The organism is Sphingobacterium sp. 1.A.5 (assembly GCF_002734235.1).
Taxonomy (GTDB): Bacteria; Bacteroidota; Bacteroidia; order Sphingobacteriales; family Sphingobacteriaceae; genus Sphingobacterium; species Sphingobacterium daejeonense.
On the sequence record NZ_PEBA01000045.1, the window covers coordinates 172047 to 193476 of the forward strand.

Below are 21430 nucleotides of genomic sequence, written 5' to 3' on the forward strand. Positions count from 1 at the left end.
TATGAAAAGAAAACACATGATGACCATCCTAGGGTCATTCCTTTTTATGCTGTTAGCTTTACCCTCAGCTATTTTGGCTCAGGGCAAAAAACCACATATTGTTTCTTATGTGACATCCTGGACAAAGCCTGTTCCTGATCCAAATTTAATAAGCCATATTAATTATGCCTTTGGTCATGTCAATGATACATTCAATGGCGTAAAAATAGATAATCCTGAGCGTCTCAGAGAGATTGTTAAATTGAGAATGAAGAATCCTGACCTTAAGATTCTTCTATCAATTGGAGGCTGGACTTCGGGTAGGTTCAGTGAGATGGCGGCAGACGAAACCAATAGATTGGGTTTTGCCAAAGATTGCCAAAAGATCGTTAAAGAATTTGATTTGGACGGGATTGACATCGACTGGGAGTATCCGACCAGTAATGAAGCTGGCATTTCGGCTTCTCCTGAAGATACGGATAACTTTACCTTATTGATGAAGGATATTCGAAAAGAGATTGGTCCTAAAAAGCTTTTGACTTTAGCGACTATAGCAGATGGCAAATACATCGATTTTAGAGCTATCGATAAGGATATTGATTTTGTCAATGTAATGATGTATGATGTCTCAAAGCCTGCATTACAACACAACAGTTTGTATCGTTCGGATTTGGCGGGAAGGATTACACTAGTTGAAGCGCTACAAGCACATTTGGATGCAGGTGTTCCAAAGAACAAATTGGTAATGGGAATTCCATTCTATGGGAGAGGCGACAAGAAGAAAGTGAATGATTTTGTTAATTTCCGGGAGATGCCAATGAGTCAATTTGAGGAGAGATGGGACGACAAATCTAAAGTTCCTTATTTAGTAGATGATACAGGAACATTAGTTTTGACCTTTGAAAATGAGAAATCCATTAAAGAAAAGGCCGCTTATATTAAATCTCAAGGAATATTGGGAGCTATGTATTGGGAGTTTTACGGTGACAATGATGATTTGCTATTGAGCAAAACTCTTTATGACGGCTTAAAATAATAGGTCAAAACAAAACCACTCTGAATTTGTTCGAAATAAACAGGTTTTGTTTCTATTTCTTTTAACCATTTAAAAATTAAAGCTTATGGACAATCAGATTTTAAAACCCAAATATTTGGGTTTAACGGGAATTTTTATCCTCAGTGGACTAACTGCTTGCTATGGTCAAGAAAATGAAACTGCTTATTTTTCCGATGTGACCGAAACCAGTATTCCATTGGATCCTAAGACACATGCTTTAGATGTTGTTTTAGTTGATGTAAATGGGGACGGTTCCTTGGATATAATTTTAGCAATGGAGAATCTACCAAACCGCCTTTATATCAATGATGGCAATGGTAATTTCACTTGGCAAAAAGGTGTTTTCAAGGATGCAAATCATGATACAGAGCATGTTCGTATTGCAGATATGGACAATGATGGATTTATCGACGTTGTATTTGTTGCAGAAGATGATCAAAACCATGAATATTATTTGGGAAATGGTGATGGTACGTTCAGAGATGTTTCAGACAGGTTGCTTGGCAAGAGTGAAGGTAATGGTTTAGATTTGGGTGATGTAAATGGAGATGGCTTGCCTGATATTGTAATAGGTAATACGGGAGATAATCCAGGGGTATTACTTTGGTTGAACAATCCAGAGAAGCCAGGGTTTTTAATTGATGTCTCTGCGGATAATTTACCGAACAATAAAGAGCAGGTTCAATCTGTGAAATTGTTTGATGCTGATGGAGACGGCGATCTTGACATGGTATTAGCTAATGAGGTGCCACCAAGCAGGTTGTATTTTAATGATGGCACTGGAAAATTCTCCGAAAAGGAGGGTGCTTTAGTTGAGACTGTAGATCTTCATTCGAGGGAGGTTATTGTATTTGACGCTGATAAGGATGGGAAGGAAGATATTTTCTTCGCTAACTTGACTAGCAATGGAGGTCAGAAGGAACGAAATCCACGAGGACGGTTATTTATGAACAAGGGTGACGGTAAATTCGTGGATGAAACTGAGAGTCGGATTCCGGAATATGATTTTTCTACGTATGCTTGTAATGTTATAGATTTTGATAGGGATGGGGATATGGATATTGTGTTGAGTGCTTTAAAAATCCCACCATTTGAGGCGATGCAATTTCAAGCTTTGAGAAATGACGGCAATGGGAACTTCACTTTAGCTACAGAAGAGGTGATTCCTAAGGTTACTGTTGAGCGTTCCTGGGGAAGCGATGTAGGAGATGTAAATGGGGATAAGATTCCGGATTTGTTGATAGGTGCATGGGGAGACCAAGTGCGCTTATTACTAGGTAAATAAAAAAAGAAAAAATAATTTTTTATTATAGATTTTATGGTTATCTTTGCACCTCGTTTGGTTGCAAATATTGTGTTTGTTGCCATCGAGAATTAAATGTTACGTTATTGCTTCCAACTTACTAACAAACATTTAACAAATTAAATCACAGAAAAAATGGCAAAAGAAGTCAGTGCGTTAGTAAAATTACAAGTGAAGGGCGGAGCTGCGAATCCATCTCCACCGGTAGGACCTGCATTAGGTGCTAAAGGTGTTAATATCATGGATTTCTGTAAGCAATTTAACGCTCGTACGCAAGACAAACCAGGTCAAGTATTACCTGTTGTGATCACTGTATATGCCGACAAATCTTTTGATTTTATCATTAAAACTCCACCGGTTGCTGTTCAATTAAAGGATGCAGCGAAGCTTAAGAGCGGATCGGGAGAGCCAAACCGTAAGAAAGTAGCTTCTATTACTTGGGATCAAGTAAAGACTATTGCGGAAGATAAGATGCCAGATTTGAATGCATTTACTGTAGAATCAGCTATGAGAATGGTTGCTGGTACAGCGCGTAGTATGGGTATCACTGTTTCAGGTGATGCTCCTTGGAAAAATTAATTAACGAAATCAGTTTAAGAAAGTGGCTAGATTAACAAAAAATCAAAAAGCGGCACTATCCAAAATTGAAGCTGGTAAAGCATACTCTTTAAAGGAAGCTGCGGCTTTAGTTAAAGAGATCACCAACACCAAATTTGATGCTTCTGTGGATATCGACGTTCGTTTGGGCGTAGATCCTCGTAAAGCAAATCAAATGGTTCGTGGTATTGCAACATTGCCACACGGTACTGGTAAGACAGTTCGTGTATTAGTTTTATGTACTCCTGACAAGGAAGAAGAAGCTAAGGCGGCAGGTGCAGACTACGTAGGTCTTGATGACTATATCAGCAAAATCGAAGGTGGTTGGACTGACGTTGACATTATCATCACAATGCCTAGTGTTATGGCAAAAGTAGGTAAATTGGGTCGTATTTTAGGTCCAAGAAACTTAATGCCTAACCCTAAGACAGGAACAGTAACTACGGAAGTAGGCAAAGCTGTGACTGAGGTTAAAGCTGGTAAGATCGACTTCAAAGTTGACAAAACAGGTATCATCCATACTTCAGTTGGTAAAGTGTCTTTCGACGCAGATAAAATCTATGACAACGCATTAGAAGTGTTACAAACGATTTCACGTTTGAAACCATCTGCAGCAAAAGGAACGTACTTCAAGAGTATTCACATTTCTTCAACTATGAGTCCTAGTATTCATATTGAAACTAAATCAGTAGCAGGAATTTAATCATGAGAAAAGAACTTAAACATGAAATTGTTGAAGCTTTAGCTGAACAGATTAAATCTTACGGTAATTTTTACATTACTGACACTGCTAATCTGACAGTTGAGAAGGTGAATAACATTCGTCGTAAATGTTTCGAGCAAGGAATCGAGATCAAGGTTGTGAAAAACACTTTGATTAAGAAAGCGTTGTTAGAGGCTGGCGTAGATTCAGAAGAGATCTTTGGCGTATTAAAAGGAGCGTCTACATTAATGTTTTCAGAAACAGGTAATGCTCCGGCGAAATTGATCAAGCAATTACGTAAAGAAGGTGAGAAGCCTGTATTAAAAGCAGCATATATTCAAGAGACTGCTTTTGTAGGTGACAACCAACTTGACTCATTAGTAACTCTTAAATCTAAAGAGGAACTTATTGCAGACGTTATTGCATTACTTCAATCTCCTGCGAAGAACGTTATTTCTGCTCTTCAATCAGGCGGAAATACAATTTCAGGCTTAGTAAAAGCTTTAGAAGAAAGAGGCTAACGAACCCTCAATTTAACAAACGTTCGTTAAATTTTAATTAACAATATTTTTTAAAGAAAATTCAAAAATTCAAAATAAAATGGCAGATTTAAAACAACTTGCTGAACAGTTAGTAAACTTAACAGTAAAAGAAGTTAAAGAATTAGCTGATATCTTAAAAGACGAGTATGGTATCGAGCCTGCTGCTGCTGCTGTAGCTGTTGCTGCTGCTCCAGGTGCTGGTGACGGTGCTGCTGCTGCTGAAGAGAAAACATCTTTCGATGTAATCTTGAAAGAAGCTGGTGGTCAGAAATTAGCTGTAGTTAAATTGGTTAAAGACTTAGCTGGTTTAGGTTTGAAAGAAGCTAAAGATTTAGTTGATGGTGCACCAAAAGAATTAAAAACTGGTGTTTCTAAAGACGAAGCAGAAGCTTTGAAAAAACAATTAGAAGAAGCTGGAGCTGTAGTTGAGATTAAGTAATCTCGCATAAAGCGCCAAAAACTTAGACTCTGATAGTCCAAATCTATCAGAGTCTATTCCTGTTTATAATATATAGTATATGGATCAAGCTCCTGCTGACGCTTGATCGGGAGATGAAATCAGCAGATGTTAGCTCAGTTTTTTTAAACTAAATTCTTATTCCCTTGGCAAACAATAATATTCAAAAAGAAAGAGTAAATTTTGCGACAAGTAAGAAGGTAATTGATTACCCAGATTTCTTGGACGTACAATTGGAGTCTTTCAAGGAGTTTTTTCAATTAGAAACTACTTCTGACAACCGCCATCAGGAAGGGCTTTACAAGGTTTTCGCAGAAAACTTCCCTATTTCTGATTCAAGAAACATCTTTGTGCTAGAGTTTTTGGATTATTTCATTGATCCACCGCGTTATGATATCCAAGAGTGTATCGAGCGTGGATTGACTTATAGCGTACCTCTAAAGGCTAAATTGAAGTTGTCTTGTAATGATGAAGAACACGAAGATTTCGAAACCATTGTACAAGACGTGTATTTAGGAACTATCCCGTACATGACTCCAAAAGGTACTTTCGTTATCAATGGAGCTGAACGTGTTATCGTTTCTCAATTACACCGTTCCCCTGGTGTGTTCTTTGGTCAAAGTAGACACACGAATGGTACTAAACTTTATTCTGCTAGGGTTATTCCTTTTAAAGGATCTTGGATCGAGTTTGCTACAGACGTGAACAACGTGATGTATGCCTATATCGATCGTAAGAAAAAATTCCCAGTTACTACCTTGTTACGTGCGATCGGTTTCGATTCGGATAAGGAAATCTTAGAACTTTTCGACCTTGCAGATGAAGTAAAAGTTAGTAAATCTGGATTGAAGAAATACGTTGGTCGTCGTTTAGCGGCTAGGGTATTGAACAAATGGACAGAAGATTTCGTGGACGAAGATACAGGTGAAGTTGTGTCTATCGACCGTAACGAGATCATCCTTGAACGTGAAACAATCTTAGAAGAAGACCATATTGATTTGATCATCGAAGCTGGAGTAAAATCCATTATCCTTACGAAGGAAGATGAAGCAAACAATGCGGACTATTCGATTATATATAACACTCTACAAAAGGATACGTCAAACTCTGAGAAAGAAGCGGTGGAACACATCTATCGTCAATTGCGTAACGCTGAACCACCTGATGAGGAAACTGCTCGTGGTATCATCGACCGTTTGTTCTTCTCAGATAAACGTTACGATTTAGGTGATGTGGGTAGATACCGTATCAACCGTAAATTGAAACTTGATACTCCTTCAGATACGAAAGTATTAACTCGCGAAGATATCATCGCTATCGTTAAGTATTTGATCAACTTGATCAACTCTAAAGCTGAGGTGGATGATATTGACCACTTATCTAACCGTCGTGTTCGTACGGTAGGTGAGCAATTATATGCTCAATTCGGTGTAGGTCTTGCTCGTATGGCTCGTACTATCCGTGAGCGTATGAACATTCGTGATAACGAGGTGTTTACACCTACTGATTTGATCAATGCTCGTACATTGTCATCAGTAATCAATTCATTCTTCGGAACGAACCAGTTGTCACAGTTCATGGATCAAACCAACCCATTGGCTGAGATTACGCACAAGCGTCGTTTATCAGCTTTAGGTCCTGGTGGTCTTTCTAGAGAGCGTGCTGGTTTCGAGGTACGTGACGTTCACTATACGCACTATGGTCGTTTGTGTACAATTGAAACACCTGAGGGTCCAAACATCGGTTTGATTTCATCATTGTCAGTACATGCTAAGATCAACAACTTAGGATTTATTGAAACTCCATACCGTATCGTTGAAGAAGGTAAGGTTGTAGTTGATAAACCTGTTGTTTATTTGTCTGCTGAAGATGAAGATGATAAAACAATCGCACAAGCTAACGCTTTGTATGATGATAAAGGTAATTTCTTAGATGCGAAAGTAAAAGCTAGATATGAGGGTGACTTCCCGATTATCGAGCCTGAGAAATTAGACTATATGGACGTTGCTCCTAACCAGATTACATCAATTGCGGCTTCATTAATTCCTTTCTTGGAGCATGATGATGCTAACCGTGCATTGATGGGATCAAACATGCAACGCCAAGCTGTTCCATTATTGCGTCCTCAAGCACCAGTTGTAGGTACAGGATTAGAAGCTCGCGTAGCTAAAGATTCACGTACTTTGATCAATGCTGAAGGTAATGGTGTAGTAGAATATGTAGACGCACAAGAAATTCATATCCGTTATGACAGAAACGACAACGATCGTTTAGTTTCTTTCGATGACGATGTGAAGGCTTATAGATTGACAAAATTCAAGAAAACCAACCAAAATACTTGTATCAACTTGAAACCTATCGTAAGAAAAGGTCAGCGTGTTGAAAAAGGACAGGTATTGTGTGAGGGTTATGCAACCGAAGACGGTGAATTGGCACTAGGTAGAAACTTGAAAGTTGCATTCATGCCTTGGCAAGGATATAACTTTGAGGATGCGATCGTAATTTCTGAGCGTGTTGTATCACAGGATTTATTCACTTCATTACACATTGAAGAATTCGAGCTTGAAGTTCGTGATACTAAACGTGGTGAAGAAGAATTAACAGCTGATATTCCTAACGTTTCTGAAGAAGCTACGAAAGACCTTGATGAAAACGGTATTATCCGTGTTGGTGCTGAGGTTGGCGAAGGTGATATCTTAATTGGTAAGATTACTCCAAAAGGAGAGTCTGATCCTTCACCAGAAGAAAAATTATTACGTGCAATCTTTGGTGACAAAGCTGGTGACGTTAAGGATGCTTCATTGAAAACTCCTCCTTCAATCAAAGGTGTGGTTATCGACACGAAGTTATTCTCTCGCGCTAAGAAAATGTCTAAAGAAGTTGAGCGCAAAGCATTAGAGAAACTAGAAGTTGCACATGACAGAAATGTTAAAGCACTTAAAGATCGTTTAGTTGATAAATTGTTCACTATTGTAAATGGTAAGACCTCACAAGGTATTTACAATGTTTACAAGGAGCTTTTAGTAGCTAAAGGAGCTAAGTTTACTCAGAAGATTCTTACAGATCTAGACTATAATAACGTAAATCCTACAGGCTGGACTACTGACGACGATAAGAATGACATGATCAAGATTGCATTGCATAACTACAACATTAAACTTAATGAGGAGTTAGGTGCATTCAAACGTGAGAAATTCGCTATTTCCGTTGGTGATGAGCTTCCATCAGGTATCGTTCAAATGGCTAAAGTATATGTAGCTAAGAAACGTAAGCTGAAAGTAGGAGATAAGATGGCGGGTCGTCACGGTAACAAAGGTATCGTAGCACGTATCGTACGTGATGAGGACATGCCATTCTTAGAAGACGGAACACCAGTTGATATCGTGTTGAACCCACTAGGGGTACCATCTCGTATGAACCTTGGACAGATCTATGAAACTGTATTAGGATGGGCAGGACAAAAATTAGGGGTTAAGTTTGCTACTCCAATCTTCGATGGTGCAGAGATGGACCAAGTAGAAGAGTGGGTACAAAAAGCTGAATTACCTAAGTCAGGTCGTACTTACCTTTACAATGGATTAACTGGAGAGCGTTTTGACCAACCTACAACAGTTGGTGTAATCTACATGTTGAAATTAGGACACATGGTTGATGACAAAATGCACGCTCGTTCTATTGGTCCTTACTCGTTGATTACTCAACAACCATTAGGTGGTAAGGCACAGTTCGGTGGTCAGCGTTTCGGTGAGATGGAGGTTTGGGCATTAGAGGCATTTGGTGCATCAAATATCCTACAAGAGATCTTAACTGTTAAGTCTGATGATGTTGTTGGTCGTGCGAAAACTTACGAAGCAATCGTAAAAGGAAACAACTTACCAACTCCATCGGTACCAGAATCGTTCAACGTATTGGTACACGAGCTTCGCGGATTAGGTTTAGATATCACATTAGATTAATCAAGCAAATTGAGCTTAAGAGGGTGAATAACCTTCTTAAGCTTTCACATACAGCTTTAACTTTTTACTAAGTATGTCTTACAAAAAAGATAATAAAATCAAAAGTAACTTTACATCGATTACGATCAGTTTAGCTTCTCCAGAAACTATTTTGGAGCGTTCAAGCGGTGAAGTTACTAAACCAGAAACCATCAACTACCGTACTTATAAACCAGAACGTGATGGTCTATTCTGTGAGCGTATTTTCGGTCCAGTAAAAGACTATGAATGTCACTGTGGTAAGTACAAGCGTATCCGTTATAAAGGAATCGTTTGTGACCGTTGTGGTGTTGAGGTAACTGAGAAGAAAGTACGTCGTGAGCGTATGGGACACATTAACTTGGTAGTTCCTGTTGCTCATATTTGGTATTTCCGTTCTCTTCCAAACAAAATTGGTTACTTATTAGGACTTCCAACTAAGAAGTTGGATATGATCATCTACTACGAAAGATATGTGGTTATCCAACCAGGTATCAAAGAAGAAGATGGTATTTCATATATGGATTTCTTGACAGAAGAAGAATACCTAGATATTCTAGATACTCTTCCTAAAGAAAACCAATACTTGGATGACAACGATCCTCAAAAATTCATCGCTAAGATGGGTGCTGAGGCATTGGAAGATTTATTGAAACGTTTGGATTTAGACCAATTGTCATATGATCTTCGTCACCAAGCAGCTAACGAAACTTCTCAACAACGTAAAAATGAGGCTTTAAAGCGTCTTCACGTTGTAGAAGCTTTCCGTGGTGCTAATGAACATATCGAGAACCGTCCTGAATGGATGATTGTTAAGATCGTTCCTATTATCCCACCAGAGTTACGTCCTTTAGTACCTTTGGATGGTGGTCGTTTTGCGACTTCAGACTTAAATGACCTTTACCGTCGTGTTATTATCCGTAACAACCGTTTGAAGCGTTTGATCGAGATCAAAGCTCCAGAGGTAATCTTACGTAACGAGAAACGTATGCTTCAAGAAGCTGTTGACTCGTTATTCGATAACTCACGTAAAGTAAATGCTGTTAAGACTGAAGGTAACCGTGCCTTGAAATCTTTATCAGATATTCTTAAAGGTAAGCAAGGTCGTTTCCGTCAAAACTTATTAGGTAAACGTGTTGACTATTCTGCTCGTTCGGTAATCGTCGTAGGTCCTCACTTGAAATTACACGAGTGTGGTCTTCCAAAAGATATGGCAGCAGAGCTTTACAAACCATTCATCATTCGTAAGATGATTGAAAGAGGAATCGTAAAGACTGTAAAGTCAGCTAAGAAAATCGTAGATCGCAAAGATCCAGTAGTATGGGATATCCTAGAGAACGTTTTGAAAGGACACCCAGTATTACTAAACCGTGCACCTACGCTTCACCGTTTGGGTATTCAAGCTTTCCAACCAACATTAGTTGAAGGTAAAGCGATTCAATTACACCCATTAGTATGTACAGCGTTCAACGCCGATTTCGACGGTGACCAGATGGCAGTTCACTTACCATTAGGTAATGCTGCAATTTTGGAAGCCCAAATCTTGATGTTGGCAGCACACAACATTCTTAACCCAGCGAACGGTTCACCAGTTACAGTACCATCACAAGATATGGTATTGGGTCTTTATTATATTACAAAAGGCCGTAAATCTGATGATAACCGTAAAATGAACGGTGAAGGAAGTACTTTCTATTCTGCTGAAGAGGTAATCATTGCCTTGAACGAAGCAAAAGTAGATCTTCACTCATTCATCAAAGTTAAAACTCGCGTTAAGACTAAAGAAGGAGAATTCAAAGATCAAATCATTGATACAACTGTAGGTCGTGTGATCTTCAACCAAATCGTTCCAGAGGAGGTAGGTTACATCAATGAACTATTGACTAAGAAGTCACTTCGTAATGTTATTGGAGAAATCGTTAAGAACACGGGTATGGCTCGTGCGGCGAAATTCTTGGATGACATGAAAGAATTAGGATTCCAGACAGCATTCAAAGGTGGATTATCGTTCAACCTTCAAGATTTGAACATCCCTGCTGCGAAAGCTGACTTGATCCAACAAGCTACAAACGAAGTTGAAGAAGTAATGAACAACTATAACATGGGTTTCATTACCAACAACGAACGTTATAACCAAATCATCGATATCTGGACTCGTATCAACAACAAGTTGACAGCGCACGTAATGGATATCCTTTCGAATGACAACCAAGGTTTCAACTCAGTTTACATGATGTTGGATTCTGGAGCTCGTGGATCGAAAGAGCAGATCCGTCAGTTATGCGGTATGCGTGGTTTGATGGCGAAACCTCAAAAATCTGGTACTTCAGGTGGTGAGATTATCGAAAACCCAATCTTATCAAACTTTAAAGAAGGTTTGTCCGTATTGGAATACTTTATTTCTACCCACGGTGCTCGTAAAGGTCTTGCCGATACAGCGTTGAAAACAGCCGATGCGGGTTACTTAACTCGTCGTTTACATGACGTTGCTCAAGATATGATTGTTGTTGAGCAAGATTGTAACGGTTTACGCGGTATCTATACTACAGCACTTAAGGATAATGATGATATCGTTGAACCATTGTATGACCGTATTTTAGGTCGTACACCATTAAACGATGTTGTTCATCCTGAGACTAATGAGTTGATCGTTGCTGCAAACGAAGATATTACTGAAGAAGTTGCTGAGGCTATCGAGGATGCAGGAATTGAAGGAGTTGAAATCCGTTCAGTATTAACTTGTGAGTCTAAGCGCGGAGTTTGTGCATGTTGTTATGGACGTAACTTAGCGTCAGGAAAACGTGTTCAATTAGGTGAGGCTGTAGGTGTAATTGCTGCACAGTCCATCGGTGAGCCAGGTACACAGTTAACACTTCGTACATTCCACGTCGGTGGTACGGCATCTAACATTGCTGCAGAATCTTCAATTATCTCTAAATACGATGGTAAGATCGAATTTGAAAACGTACGTACAGTTGAAAAAGAAGGCGAGTTTGGCCCTTATCAAGTAGTATTAGGCCGTTCAGGTGAGATCAAAGTTGTAAATGATGATAAGAAAGTTCTTTACCAACAAATCATCCCTTACGGATCGAACTTATACGTGAAAGAAGGCGAGAAAGTTGAAAAAGGCACTAAGTTAGTTGATTGGGATCCATACAATGCGGTAATTATCTCTGAATTTGCTGGTAAGGTTGAATTTGACGCAATCATCGAAGGTGTTACCTTCCGTGAAGAGTCTGATGAGCAAACTGGTCACAAAGAGAAAGTTATTATCGAAACTCGTGATAAAACTAAGAACCCATTGATCAAAGTTTTGGATAACAAAGGTGAGATCATTCGTTCATATAACATTCCAGTAGGAGCACACGTTTCAGTATCTGATGGACAGAAATTAAAAGAAGGAGCTGTATTAGTTAAGATCCCTCGTTCTACAGGTAAGACCCGAGATATTACGGGTGGTCTTCCTCGTGTAACTGAGTTGTTCGAGGCTCGTAATCCTTCAAACCCTGCTGTTGTTACTGAGATTGATGGTGTTGTATCTTTAGGTGGTGTTAAACGTGGTAACCGTGAGATTTCTATCGAGTCCCGTGACGGACAAGTGAAGAAATATTTAGTTCCACTTTCGAAACACATCTTGGTACAGGATAATGACTTTATCAAAGCTGGTATGCCACTTTCTGACGGTCAGATTTCTCCTGGAGACATCTTATCGATCAAAGGACCTTCTGCAGTACAAGAATACATTGTAAATGGTATCCAAGAGGTTTACCGCCTACAAGGTGTGAAGATCAACGATAAACACTTTGAAACAATCGTTCACCAAATGATGCAAAAAGTGAATATCGAAGATCCAGGAGATACTCGTTTCTTAGAGAAAGAGGCTGTAAACAAATGGGATTTCATGGAAGAAAACGACTCACTATACGACAAGAAAGTGGTTGTTGACGCTGGAGATTCTAAATCTTTACGCCCAGGTCAGATTGTAAATCTTCGTAAATTACGTGAAGAAAACTCAAGCTTGAAACGTCAAGATTTGAAATTAGTAGAAGTGCGTGACGCAATTCCAGCTACCTCAAGTCCATTGTTGCAAGGTATTACAAGAGCTTCTTTAGGTACGAAGTCATTTATCTCAGCTGCATCCTTCCAAGAAACTACAAAAGTATTGAATGAAGCTGCTATTGCAGGTAAACGTGATAACTTATTAGGATTGAAAGAAAACGTAATTGTTGGTCACTTAATCCCTTCAGGTACAGGTTTACGTCAGTACAGTAACATCATCGTAGGTTCTCGTGAAGAGTATGATCAGTTGTTAGCTTCGAAAGAAGAAGATTAATAAAACATTGGGAAGTTAATTCCCTGTTGAAATATTAAAAAGCTCGGTTGCAAAACCGAGCTTTTTTTATTAGGCTATTAAAGGTTTAAATCAACTTTTTCGTATTATATTTGTTCACACATATTATAACTATTAAATCATAATGGATTATTTTTTCGACCAGATTGTATGGGATTGGAATGATTTGCTCAAAGCGGTTTTGTCGCTATGTGCAGGTTTTGTATTGGGATTTGAAAGAGAATGGAAAGATAAATCAGCCGGATTCAAAACGATCTCCATCATCTGTTTGGGAAGTACGCTCTTTTCATTGTTGTCTTTTAAATTAGGAGCCGGAGAGTCTGAGGATGCAACACGTATTGCGTCCTATGTGGTTTCAGGTATTGGCTTTTTGGGTGCAGGTGTAATCTTCAAGGATGGGGTCAATGTGAATGGACTTACTACTGCCAGTATCATTTGGATGTCTGCAGCAATCGGTATGGCAATAGGGTTTGGAGTATATGTTATTGCGGCAATATTTTTATTGGCTTGTTTTGCCATTATAGTTTCTGGACCATTATTAAATAAATATATAATCCATAATGTTGTAAGGGTTTTAACAGTTAGTATGCATAGAAACGATCTAGAAGTAAAGGATAATTTGCTCAAAGCAATTAAACCTATGGCAAAACATGTTAAAATAAAAAAGCAGACGATGTCTGCTGATGTTCTCACCATTGAAATGGAGATATTAATAGATAAAAGAAATATCAGAAAATTTGAAAGAGCAGTTCTTGAAAATCAAAAACTTACCGAAATCAGTCTTTAATATCCTTTTGTTTTCCGTCTTGCCCAATTCAGTAAATTGTCACAATTTTCACTGATAGCACCATATTGATATTTTCCATCGATTTTCACGAAGAGTTTAGAACCTAGTCCCACTGCGCTTACTCCAGCATCAAACCATTTGTCAATACTATCTTCTGTACAGTCCACACCACCTGTTGGCATAAACTTCAATTTTGGGAAAATAGGTTTTATGCTTTTCAAAAATCCAGGTCCTAATGTTTCTCCAGGAAATAGTTTAACAAATGTGCACCCTACATTTTGAGCTGCTGCAATTTCGCTTGGAGTCATACATCCTGGAATCCATAGCATGCCATCTTTAATAGCTGAAGCAATGCTATCTGAAAATATCGGACTTACTAAAAAATCAGCCCCCATTTCACTAAATAGTTTCGCTTGGTCGGCATTCATGATAGTGCCGATTCCTAATTTTAAATCCTTGAAATTTTTATCCCTGTAATCCAGAAGTCCCTTAAAGTTCTTCTCAGCTTCAGGACCCCTATTTACAAATTCAAAAACTCGAATACCTCCTTGATAGCAACTGGTAAGGATTTTAATGCAAGTATTTATATCAGAGTCATAAAAAACCGGGATAACCGGACTTTGAACTATTTGATCTATAATTTGATTTTTCATATTAAATTGCTTTTCCATTTCCGAAGTCACCTTCAACAAATAATTTTTGATATCCCGCTGCTGTGGCAAAGTTTACTATTTCCTGCGCAGACATGTTGTTTTTTAGGGCATGAATCAACCCAGCCATAAAAGCATCTCCACTGCCAATCCTGTCAATCACTTCTTGGGTTTCATATGTATCAGATATGGTGTTTTCTGATTGACTATGATAAGTGCCAAAGAAAAGATTATGTTTTGCATGATCCATAAATCTAAAAGTATTCGCTATATATTTAGCTTTTGGAAAATGATTAAAAATATAATCAGAGGATTTCTGAGAACAATCAAAATACTTGTCTTTCTCAGTATTTCTAGTCAACCCTGGCTCTACTGGACTGCCAAGCATATTGTTTGCTGCCCAAATATTTCCCATAATTACATCACAATATTGCACCAGTTTGGGCATTATTTCTAATGGTGATTTACCATACTTCCATAATTTATTTCTATAATTTAAATCTACAGAAATAGTTATATTTCTTTTATTGGCTTCATTCAGAACCTGCTCCATTAACTCTGCCATGCCTAAAGATAGAGCTGGCGTCAATGCTGACCAATGCAACCAAATAACATCATCGAATAGTTTGTCAAAATCTAGGTCTTCTAATTTCAACAAACTAAAACTAGAATATTTCCTGTCATATACGACCTCACCGCTAGATAATCCATTTGCTGAAAGCAAAAGATAGCTGCCGATCCGATCCCCAGTAATTATGGATTTAGAACAGTCCACCCCAAAGTTCTCTAAGGTGTTTTTTAAATCGTTTGCAAATACATTATCTGGGAAAGCACTGCAATACTGAACCTGGTTTCCCATCTGAGCAAGCCCAACAGCAACATTTGCTTCCGACCCTCCAGGGAATATTTTTAAGCGATTTGAACCAGCCTCAAAGATTGATTCATTTTCACTTTGAAGCCTATAAAGTATTTCTCCGAATGTTAAGATCTGTGGCATAGGTTATAAAAAACTTCAATATAGTGGTTTTGAATTTATTGTCAACGATAAATTACGAAAACGATTAAGTAATTAACCAAAGGAGAATACCCATTTTTCGCTTTTATTTCAGTATTATTGAATTATAATCTAACCAAAAACTATGAGTATTCTAGAGAAATTTTCCCTAAAAGGTATGGTGATCGTTATAACGGGTGGTACCGGAATTTTAGGTAAATCATTTGTAAAAGCCCTTGCTGAAGCAGGAGCAACGATTGTTATCATTGGGAGAAATCAAGATAAAATCAATGAACGTGTTAATATGGCAACTGACCTGGGTGCTGAAGCCATTGGTTTGGTAGCTGATGTTATGGATGAACAATCCGTAAAAGATGCAAAACAAAAAATTGTCAATAAATATGGTTCAATTGATGGGTTGATCAATGCGGTAGGTGGCAATATTCCTGGAGCTACTATTGGAGATGACCAATCCATTTTTGACAATAAAATCCAAGATACCATCAAAGCAATTGAATTAAACTTATATGGTACAATCATTCCTACTCTGATATTTGGTGAATTAATTGCTGAAAAAGGTAAAGGCTCCATTATCAATATTTCTTCTTTGGCGGCATCTCGTCCACTGACTCGTGTATTGGGATATACTGTTGCAAAACATGGTATCGATGGATTTACTAAATGGATGTCAACGGAATTGGCACTTCGATATGGTGATCAAGTTAGAGTTAATGCCATTGCACCTGGTGTGTTTTTAACAGAACAAAATCGGACGTTGTTAACCAATGATGATGGAAGCTATACTGATAGAGCTCAAAAATTCATCAATGGAACTCCATATAGAAGATTAGGAGATCCTTCGGAATTAGAAGGTACCTTGATCTATTTGTTGAGCGATGCTTCGGCCTTTGTATCTGGAGAAGTCGTATTTGTAGATGGTGGTTTTAACTCATGGTGTGGTGTATAATATGGAAAATAAAAAAGTATTAGAGCAAACATGGAGATGGTATGGTCCAAATGATCCAGTATCTCTCCAAGATGTCAAACAAGCTGGAGCAACTGGAATTGTATCGGCTTTACATCATATCCCTCATGGTGAGGTTTGGCCAATTGAAGATATCCAAGAAAGAAAACGCATCATTGAAGAAGCAGGACTAACTTGGTCTGTGGTAGAGTCTGTTCCTGTCCATGAAGCGATAAAAACAAAATCGCCAGAAGCAGATGAATATATCAAACGATATAAACAATCATTGATCAATTTGGCAGCCTGTGGCATATATACAGTTTGTTATAATTTTATGCCAGTCCTCGATTGGACCAGAACTCAGTTGGATTTGATGATGAAAGATGGATCCAAGGCTTTATATTTTGATTGGATTGACCTTGCTATTTTTGATATATATATACTCCAGCGCGAAGGTGCGAGTCAAGATTATCCAAAAGAGGTTCAATTAGCAGCAGATAAAAAATTCTCCGAAATGGGAGAGGATGAGAAAACTCATCTCCAATTTAATATTCTAATGGGAATTCCAGGAGAAGGAGATATAACTTTAGAATCACTGCATAACAGCATCAATATTTACAAAACTATCGGTAGAGATGGTCTTAAGCAAAACCTTCTCTATTTCTTGGGCGAAATAGCTGACACCTGCGAGGCAAATGGAATTAAGATGACTATTCACCCCGATGATCCTCCATATCCAATCCTGGGGCTTCCCAGAGTGGTTAGCAACGAAGAAGATCTTACCTTTATAATCAATGAACAACCCAAGGAGTTTAATGGAATTTGTTTCTGTACCGGTTCTTTAGGAGCAGGACCTAAGAATGACCTTCCAAGTATATTGGAAAAGGTAAAGCATAGAGTATATTTTGCCCATTTAAGAAACGTGAAAAAAGATGAATTGGGTAGCTTTTATGAAGCTGATCATTTAGATGGGGATGTTGACATGTATGAAATTGTTAAAGGATTGAGTCAAGAAAATCAAAATCGTGAAAAACCGATTCCATTCAGGCCCGACCATGGCCATCAGATGTTAGATGACTTGGATAAGGTCACTAATCCCGGTTATTCTGCAATCGGAAGATTGAGAGGCCTAGCAGAATTGAGAGGATTAGAATTAGGGATTTTAAGATCTTAACCAATCTAAACCATAAACTAAAATTATGACATCAACTAAACCTACCAGATATCGGTGGACCATCTGCGCATTATTGTTTTTTGCAACGACCATTAATTATTTGGACCGACAAGTACTTTCCCTGACCTGGAAAGATTTTATAGCTCCCGAATTCCATTGGACTAACAATGACTATGGTAATGTAGCGGCTATATTCGCTATTGTTTATGCCATCTCCATGCTTTTATCAGGGCGGATAATTGATAAACTAGGAACTAAAAAGGGCTATATGTGGGCAATTGCGATTTGGTCTGTAGGGGCAATTTTGCATGCATTCTGTGGTATGATTACTTCAGGAATGTTAACAGGACAATGGCTAGTTACCTTTGAACAATCCAAAGAAATCATAGCTGGTATTGAGGATATCAGTAAAGTCGTCAATATTTCTGTAACCGTGTTTATTTTTGCAAGGATTGTATTGGCCCTTGGAGAAGGAGGTAACTTTCCTGCTGCAATGAAAGCCTGCGTAGAATACTTTCCTAAAAAGGACCGCGCATTTGCTACTTCCATATTCAATTCCGGGACAACCATTGGCGCATTAGTAGCTCCGTTGGTAATTCCAGTGATAGCTGCCCAATATGGTTGGGAAATGTCTTTTATTATTATTGGTGCCTTGGGATTTATCTGGATGGGATTTTGGCAGTTTATGTATAAAAAACCAGAAGAAAACCCACAAGTCAATGAGGAGGAGCTTAACTATATAAAACAAGATGTTGACCATGGGGAGATAGCGACAGCTGAAACACCAGTCACTTCCAAAGTTTCGATTCTGGAATGTCTAAAGTTCAAACAAACATGGGCATTGATTTTCGGAAAATTCTTCACAGATGGTGTATGGTGGTTTCTTCTATTTTGGTTTCCGGCTTATTTAAGTTCTGTGTATGATATCAAATCTTCAGATTTTGAAGGACAGATAGCAATTTTTGTACTATATGCTATTACCATGCTCTCCATCATTGGCGGTTGGTTGCCAACTTACTTTGTTGAGAAAAAAGGAATGGAAGTATATGCTGGTCGTATGCGTGCCATGCTCATATTTGCATTTTTTCCACTGTTAATATTGTTTGCACAGCCACTGGGTGAATATAGCTATTGGTTTCCTGTGATCTTGATAGGTATAAGTGCTGCAGCACATCAGTCATGGTCAGCCAATATATTCTCTGCAGTTGGGGATATGTTCCCTAAAAAGGCAATTGCCACTGTGACGGGTATCAGCGGATTAGCTGGAGGTATAGGTTCTTTCTTGATCAATAAGATCTCAGGAGTTTTGTTTGACTATGCTGAACAAACAAATATGAAAGTTTTTGGATTTGAAGGAATTGAATCTGGTTATTTTATAATATTTGCAGTCTGTTCAGTAGCTTATTTAATAGCATGGACCATTATGAGGATACTAGTTCCAAAAATGAAATTGATACATCTGTAGGGAGATATGAGATGTGAGATATGAGATATGGGAAATAGAATTTTTTAATAAAAACCCCTTTGTTACAATGCAAAGGGGTTTTTGTATTTATTTGATTTTATTTATCGAATGATTGGTAGTATTCGTATAATTCTTTGATATTCCCGGAGCTTAATATGGGCATGGCTTTTCTGAGCTTGTCGTCATCCCAATTCCACCATTTTAATTCTAATAGCATCTCGATTTCAGCATCATGAAACCTTTTGCGGATTAATTTGGCAGGATTGCCTCCAATAATCGAATAAGGCTCCACGTCTTTTGCCACCAACGCACGACTACCTATGACGGCTCCATCTCCAATTTTAATTCCAGGCATAATCATCGCCTCTGTACCTATCCATACATCATTTCCTATTACAGTATCGCCGGATGATTGATAACCATTCAGACTACCTTCAAATATGTCCACATCTGGCATGTAATAGAATGGGAATGTTGAAATCCAATCATACCTATGGCCTTGATTCCCCGCCATAATAAAACTAGCACCACTTCCGATTGAACAAAATGAGCCAATAATTAACTTGTCAATACCTTTTTCATCAGGAAATAAATAGCGAGCACAGTCATCAAATGAATGTCCATGATAATAACCCGAATAATAGGAAAACCTACCGGCAACTATATTGGGATTTGTAATATGATCTTTGATTATTTTGCCCTTAAAAGGGCTTTCGAAATAATTTTCCATTTTAGCTTTTTATGATTCAATAATATACTAGCAAAGCATTAGTTGCCTTACTTAAATTAGGTGTATGTAGTTGAATGCTGCTAATCTGACTTTTTCATTAATCAAATATAGTGAACTCTTCTTAATAGATTGCTTTCCATGTTGTTAATTCCTTTGAAAGAATTGAGGCAATTCAGGTTTCTGCCCTTTTTTGATTGCTTTGATATATGGTAAATAATGCTTTTTATACCATGGAATACTTTCTCTAAAACGATCTGACAGCCTTTCTTCCATTTGGTTGTTAATTTCTAAGGCTTCTTTCAGCTTTCCTTCCCCAACGAGTTTATAGATAAACAAAAGAGAAATGGAATATAAATTTTTAATCAAAATAAAGTCTTCAATTGGCTCCTCGGATTCAAAAATGTCTATATAATAATGATACGGTTTTGAGAAAAATTTTTCTGGAAACTCAGTTTCTATTTTTGCGAGGTATGCGCCGTCTAAATTATCGGCAATAGTGAAAAATTCATTTAATGATTTGATGACAGCCTGATCCTTTGATTTCAAGGGAAGCAACCATAATCCCCATACATTTAGTTTTTTTTCAAACTCCTTGTCGTATGGGATTAGTTCAAAAAGTGAAGTTTTAAAATGTGCGTTTTCGATTTTGGTGCTGGTTTCCACATTCTGCCATTTCATTAATAGATCATACTGAACATAAGTGTCAATGAATATAGAGCTAAATTCAACGTCTAAGGTTATATTATTGAAAATCCTACTATTGGATAACTTTGTTTTAACATCTTTAAAACAAAGCCATTTATGAGTATTTAAATCGTCTGATACCTCATATGAAAGAAAGGAGTAGTCTGATGATTCGATTTTTTGATTTACATAGTTTTCAACTGTTAGAACATTTTCAGCTATATTTTCAAGTGATTTTTTATTCTTGAGATAGGATGTGTAAATTTTATCAACAGTCTTTTTGGAATCCATCAGGAATTCAATTTTGGCTTTCTCATCTGGTGTTGGGAATCCGCCAAGTTCATTTGTCCGACTAGGAATTTCAAATTCTGTTTCCTTTTTCTTGATTGACAATAGGCTGTGTTGAATGAAAAGTTCGCGCAGTTTGAGAAGCTCTCCATTGTTTGTCCAATCCTCAAAATATTTTGGAATACCATCTTCTGATGAAATGTCAAATTCAAAAAATGCATTTAAAAACGCTAAATAGAAATCATGCATCAACGATTTATCCTTAAATTTTTCTGCTAACTCAATTCCTGTTGAAATTAAATTTAATGCGGGAATTTCCTGTGGTTCTTCTTTTGCTTCAGACCACTTACCTTCTTCAACTAACCTCTTCCAAGTATCGGAACCATATTCAGGAAAAATAAAACCATCCTCGTAAAAAACTACATCGCCTTCATCTGCTTGATCAATGTTGGAAGGTATCCAATTCTCTTCAATCGATGCAAAATATTCAGGGTCACTTTTGTAATCTGGGTGTTGATCAACAGGGAGTTTTTTAATATATCCGATTTTCTCCAAAAATGAAAAACAACGTAATGTGGTATAACTTGTATCAAAGCGATTTTGGAATTGGTACAGATTATAAATCAGATTACGTTGTTCTTCAATTGAAAGATTGCTCCTTTCAATGATAAGAATAGTACTTTCTACTAAATTTTCTATAGCATGGTATGACATAAAAATCCTAAATGTTT

General features: G+C 37.8%; 16 protein-coding genes. 12 read left to right on the forward strand and 4 right to left on the reverse strand.

Features of this window, described 5'->3' with window-relative positions; all coding sequences use genetic code 11:
• Position 1: 1 nt before the first annotated feature.
• The 9 genes from CRT24_RS15140 (at position 2) to CRT24_RS15180 (ending at position 13750) form a co-directional block, all read left to right on the forward strand.
• Positions 2-1015, forward strand: coding sequence for a glycoside hydrolase family 18 protein (locus CRT24_RS15140; protein ID WP_257214061.1), 1014 nt, complete (start codon positions 2-4; stop codon positions 1013-1015).
• Positions 1016-1100: 85 nt separating this feature from the next.
• Entirely contained in the window at positions 1101-2321 is a 1221-nt protein-coding gene (locus tag CRT24_RS15145; protein WP_099372048.1) for a VCBS repeat-containing protein, read from the forward strand.
• A 153-nt stretch (positions 2322-2474) separates the two neighbouring features.
• On the forward strand, positions 2475-2918 hold the full coding sequence (gene rplK, locus CRT24_RS15150) for a 50S ribosomal protein L11 (RefSeq protein ID WP_094255405.1): 444 nt from the start codon (positions 2475-2477) through the stop codon (positions 2916-2918).
• Positions 2919-2940: 22 nt separating this feature from the next.
• Positions 2941-3639, forward strand: a complete 699-nt coding sequence (rplA, locus tag CRT24_RS15155; RefSeq protein WP_099372049.1) for a 50S ribosomal protein L1 — start codon at positions 2941-2943, stop codon at positions 3637-3639.
• 2 nt (positions 3640-3641) lie between these two features.
• A complete protein-coding gene (gene rplJ, locus CRT24_RS15160) occupies positions 3642-4160 on the forward strand; it encodes a 50S ribosomal protein L10 (RefSeq protein ID WP_099372050.1) in 519 nt (172 codons plus the stop codon).
• A gap of 79 nt (positions 4161-4239) precedes the next feature.
• A complete protein-coding gene (gene rplL, locus CRT24_RS15165; RefSeq protein ID WP_093098564.1) occupies positions 4240-4620 on the forward strand; it encodes a 50S ribosomal protein L7/L12 in 381 nt (126 codons plus the stop codon).
• Between the two features lie 164 nt (positions 4621-4784).
• On the forward strand, positions 4785-8594 hold the full coding sequence (gene rpoB, locus CRT24_RS15170; RefSeq protein WP_099372051.1) for a DNA-directed RNA polymerase subunit beta: 3810 nt from the start codon (positions 4785-4787) through the stop codon (positions 8592-8594).
• Between the two features lie 73 nt (positions 8595-8667).
• Positions 8668-12945 carry a DNA-directed RNA polymerase subunit beta' gene (gene rpoC, locus CRT24_RS15175; RefSeq protein ID WP_099372052.1) on the forward strand — a complete coding sequence of 1426 codons (4278 nt, stop codon included), beginning with the start codon at positions 8668-8670 and terminating at the stop codon, positions 12943-12945.
• Between the two features lie 142 nt (positions 12946-13087).
• The gene (locus CRT24_RS15180) at positions 13088-13750 is read left to right on the forward strand and encodes an MgtC/SapB family protein (protein WP_099372053.1); all 663 of its coding nucleotides are present in this window, start codon (positions 13088-13090) and stop codon (positions 13748-13750) included.
• On the opposite strand, the gene CRT24_RS15185 is transcribed toward CRT24_RS15180, so the two are convergent.
• On the reverse strand, positions 13747-14403 hold the full coding sequence (locus CRT24_RS15185) for a bifunctional 4-hydroxy-2-oxoglutarate aldolase/2-dehydro-3-deoxy-phosphogluconate aldolase (protein WP_099372132.1): 657 nt from the start codon (positions 14401-14403) through the stop codon (positions 13747-13749). The two genes, CRT24_RS15180 and CRT24_RS15185, sit on opposite strands and share 4 nt — an antisense overlap.
• Before the next feature lies 1 nt (position 14404).
• On the reverse strand, positions 14405-15397 hold the full coding sequence (locus CRT24_RS15190) for a sugar kinase (protein WP_099372054.1): 993 nt from the start codon (positions 15395-15397) through the stop codon (positions 14405-14407).
• 142 nt (positions 15398-15539) lie between these two features.
• On the opposite strand from CRT24_RS15190, the gene CRT24_RS15195 reads away from it, so the two are divergent.
• The 3 genes from CRT24_RS15195 to CRT24_RS15205 are packed head-to-tail and all read left to right on the forward strand — an operon-like array spanning position 15540 to position 18997.
• On the forward strand, positions 15540-16361 hold the full coding sequence (locus CRT24_RS15195) for an SDR family oxidoreductase (protein ID WP_099372055.1): 822 nt from the start codon (positions 15540-15542) through the stop codon (positions 16359-16361).
• Between the two features lies 1 nt (position 16362).
• Complete coding sequence (gene uxuA, locus CRT24_RS15200; protein ID WP_099372056.1) at positions 16363-17532, forward strand: mannonate dehydratase; 1170 nt, start codon at positions 16363-16365, stop codon at positions 17530-17532.
• A gap of 25 nt (positions 17533-17557) precedes the next feature.
• Positions 17558-18997, forward strand: a complete 1440-nt coding sequence (locus CRT24_RS15205) for an MFS transporter (protein ID WP_099372057.1) — start codon at positions 17558-17560, stop codon at positions 18995-18997.
• Between the two features lie 97 nt (positions 18998-19094).
• Here CRT24_RS15205 and catB read toward each other — a convergent pair whose 3' ends face one another.
• Positions 19095-19727: a type B chloramphenicol O-acetyltransferase gene (catB, locus tag CRT24_RS15210; RefSeq protein ID WP_099372058.1), complete on the reverse strand. Its 633-nt coding sequence runs from the start codon at positions 19725-19727 to the stop codon at positions 19095-19097.
• Positions 19728-19871: 144 nt separating this feature from the next.
• On the reverse strand, positions 19872-21413 hold the full coding sequence (locus CRT24_RS15215; RefSeq protein ID WP_099372059.1) for a hypothetical protein: 1542 nt from the start codon (positions 21411-21413) through the stop codon (positions 19872-19874).
• Positions 21414-21430: the final 17 nt, after the last annotated feature.

What these genes read in the sequence shown, in the direction of transcription:
- CRT24_RS15140 (WP_257214061.1), top strand. Translation starts at nt 2, where the DNA reads ATGAAAAGAAAACACATGATGACCATCCTAGGGTCATTCCTTTTTATG.
- CRT24_RS15145 (WP_099372048.1), top strand. Translation starts at nt 1,101, where the DNA reads ATGGACAATCAGATTTTAAAACCCAAATATTTGGGTTTAACGGGAATT.
- rplK (WP_094255405.1), top strand. Translation starts at nt 2,475, where the DNA reads ATGGCAAAAGAAGTCAGTGCGTTAGTAAAATTACAAGTGAAGGGCGGA.
- rplJ (WP_099372050.1), top strand. Translation starts at nt 3,642, where the DNA reads ATGAGAAAAGAACTTAAACATGAAATTGTTGAAGCTTTAGCTGAACAG.
- rplL (WP_093098564.1), top strand. Translation starts at nt 4,240, where the DNA reads ATGGCAGATTTAAAACAACTTGCTGAACAGTTAGTAAACTTAACAGTA.
- rpoC (WP_099372052.1), top strand. Translation starts at nt 8,668, where the DNA reads ATGTCTTACAAAAAAGATAATAAAATCAAAAGTAACTTTACATCGATT.
- CRT24_RS15180 (WP_099372053.1), top strand. Translation starts at nt 13,088, where the DNA reads ATGGATTATTTTTTCGACCAGATTGTATGGGATTGGAATGATTTGCTC.
- CRT24_RS15185 (WP_099372132.1), bottom strand. Translation starts at nt 14,403, where the DNA reads ATGAAAAATCAAATTATAGATCAAATAGTTCAAAGTCCGGTTATCCCG.
- CRT24_RS15190 (WP_099372054.1), bottom strand. Translation starts at nt 15,397, where the DNA reads ATGCCACAGATCTTAACATTCGGAGAAATACTTTATAGGCTTCAAAGT.
- CRT24_RS15195 (WP_099372055.1), top strand. Translation starts at nt 15,540, where the DNA reads ATGAGTATTCTAGAGAAATTTTCCCTAAAAGGTATGGTGATCGTTATA.
- uxuA (WP_099372056.1), top strand. Translation starts at nt 16,363, where the DNA reads ATGGAAAATAAAAAAGTATTAGAGCAAACATGGAGATGGTATGGTCCA.
- CRT24_RS15205 (WP_099372057.1), top strand. Translation starts at nt 17,558, where the DNA reads ATGACATCAACTAAACCTACCAGATATCGGTGGACCATCTGCGCATTA.
- catB (WP_099372058.1), bottom strand. Translation starts at nt 19,727, where the DNA reads ATGGAAAATTATTTCGAAAGCCCTTTTAAGGGCAAAATAATCAAAGAT.
- CRT24_RS15215 (WP_099372059.1), bottom strand. Translation starts at nt 21,413, where the DNA reads ATGTCATACCATGCTATAGAAAATTTAGTAGAAAGTACTATTCTTATC.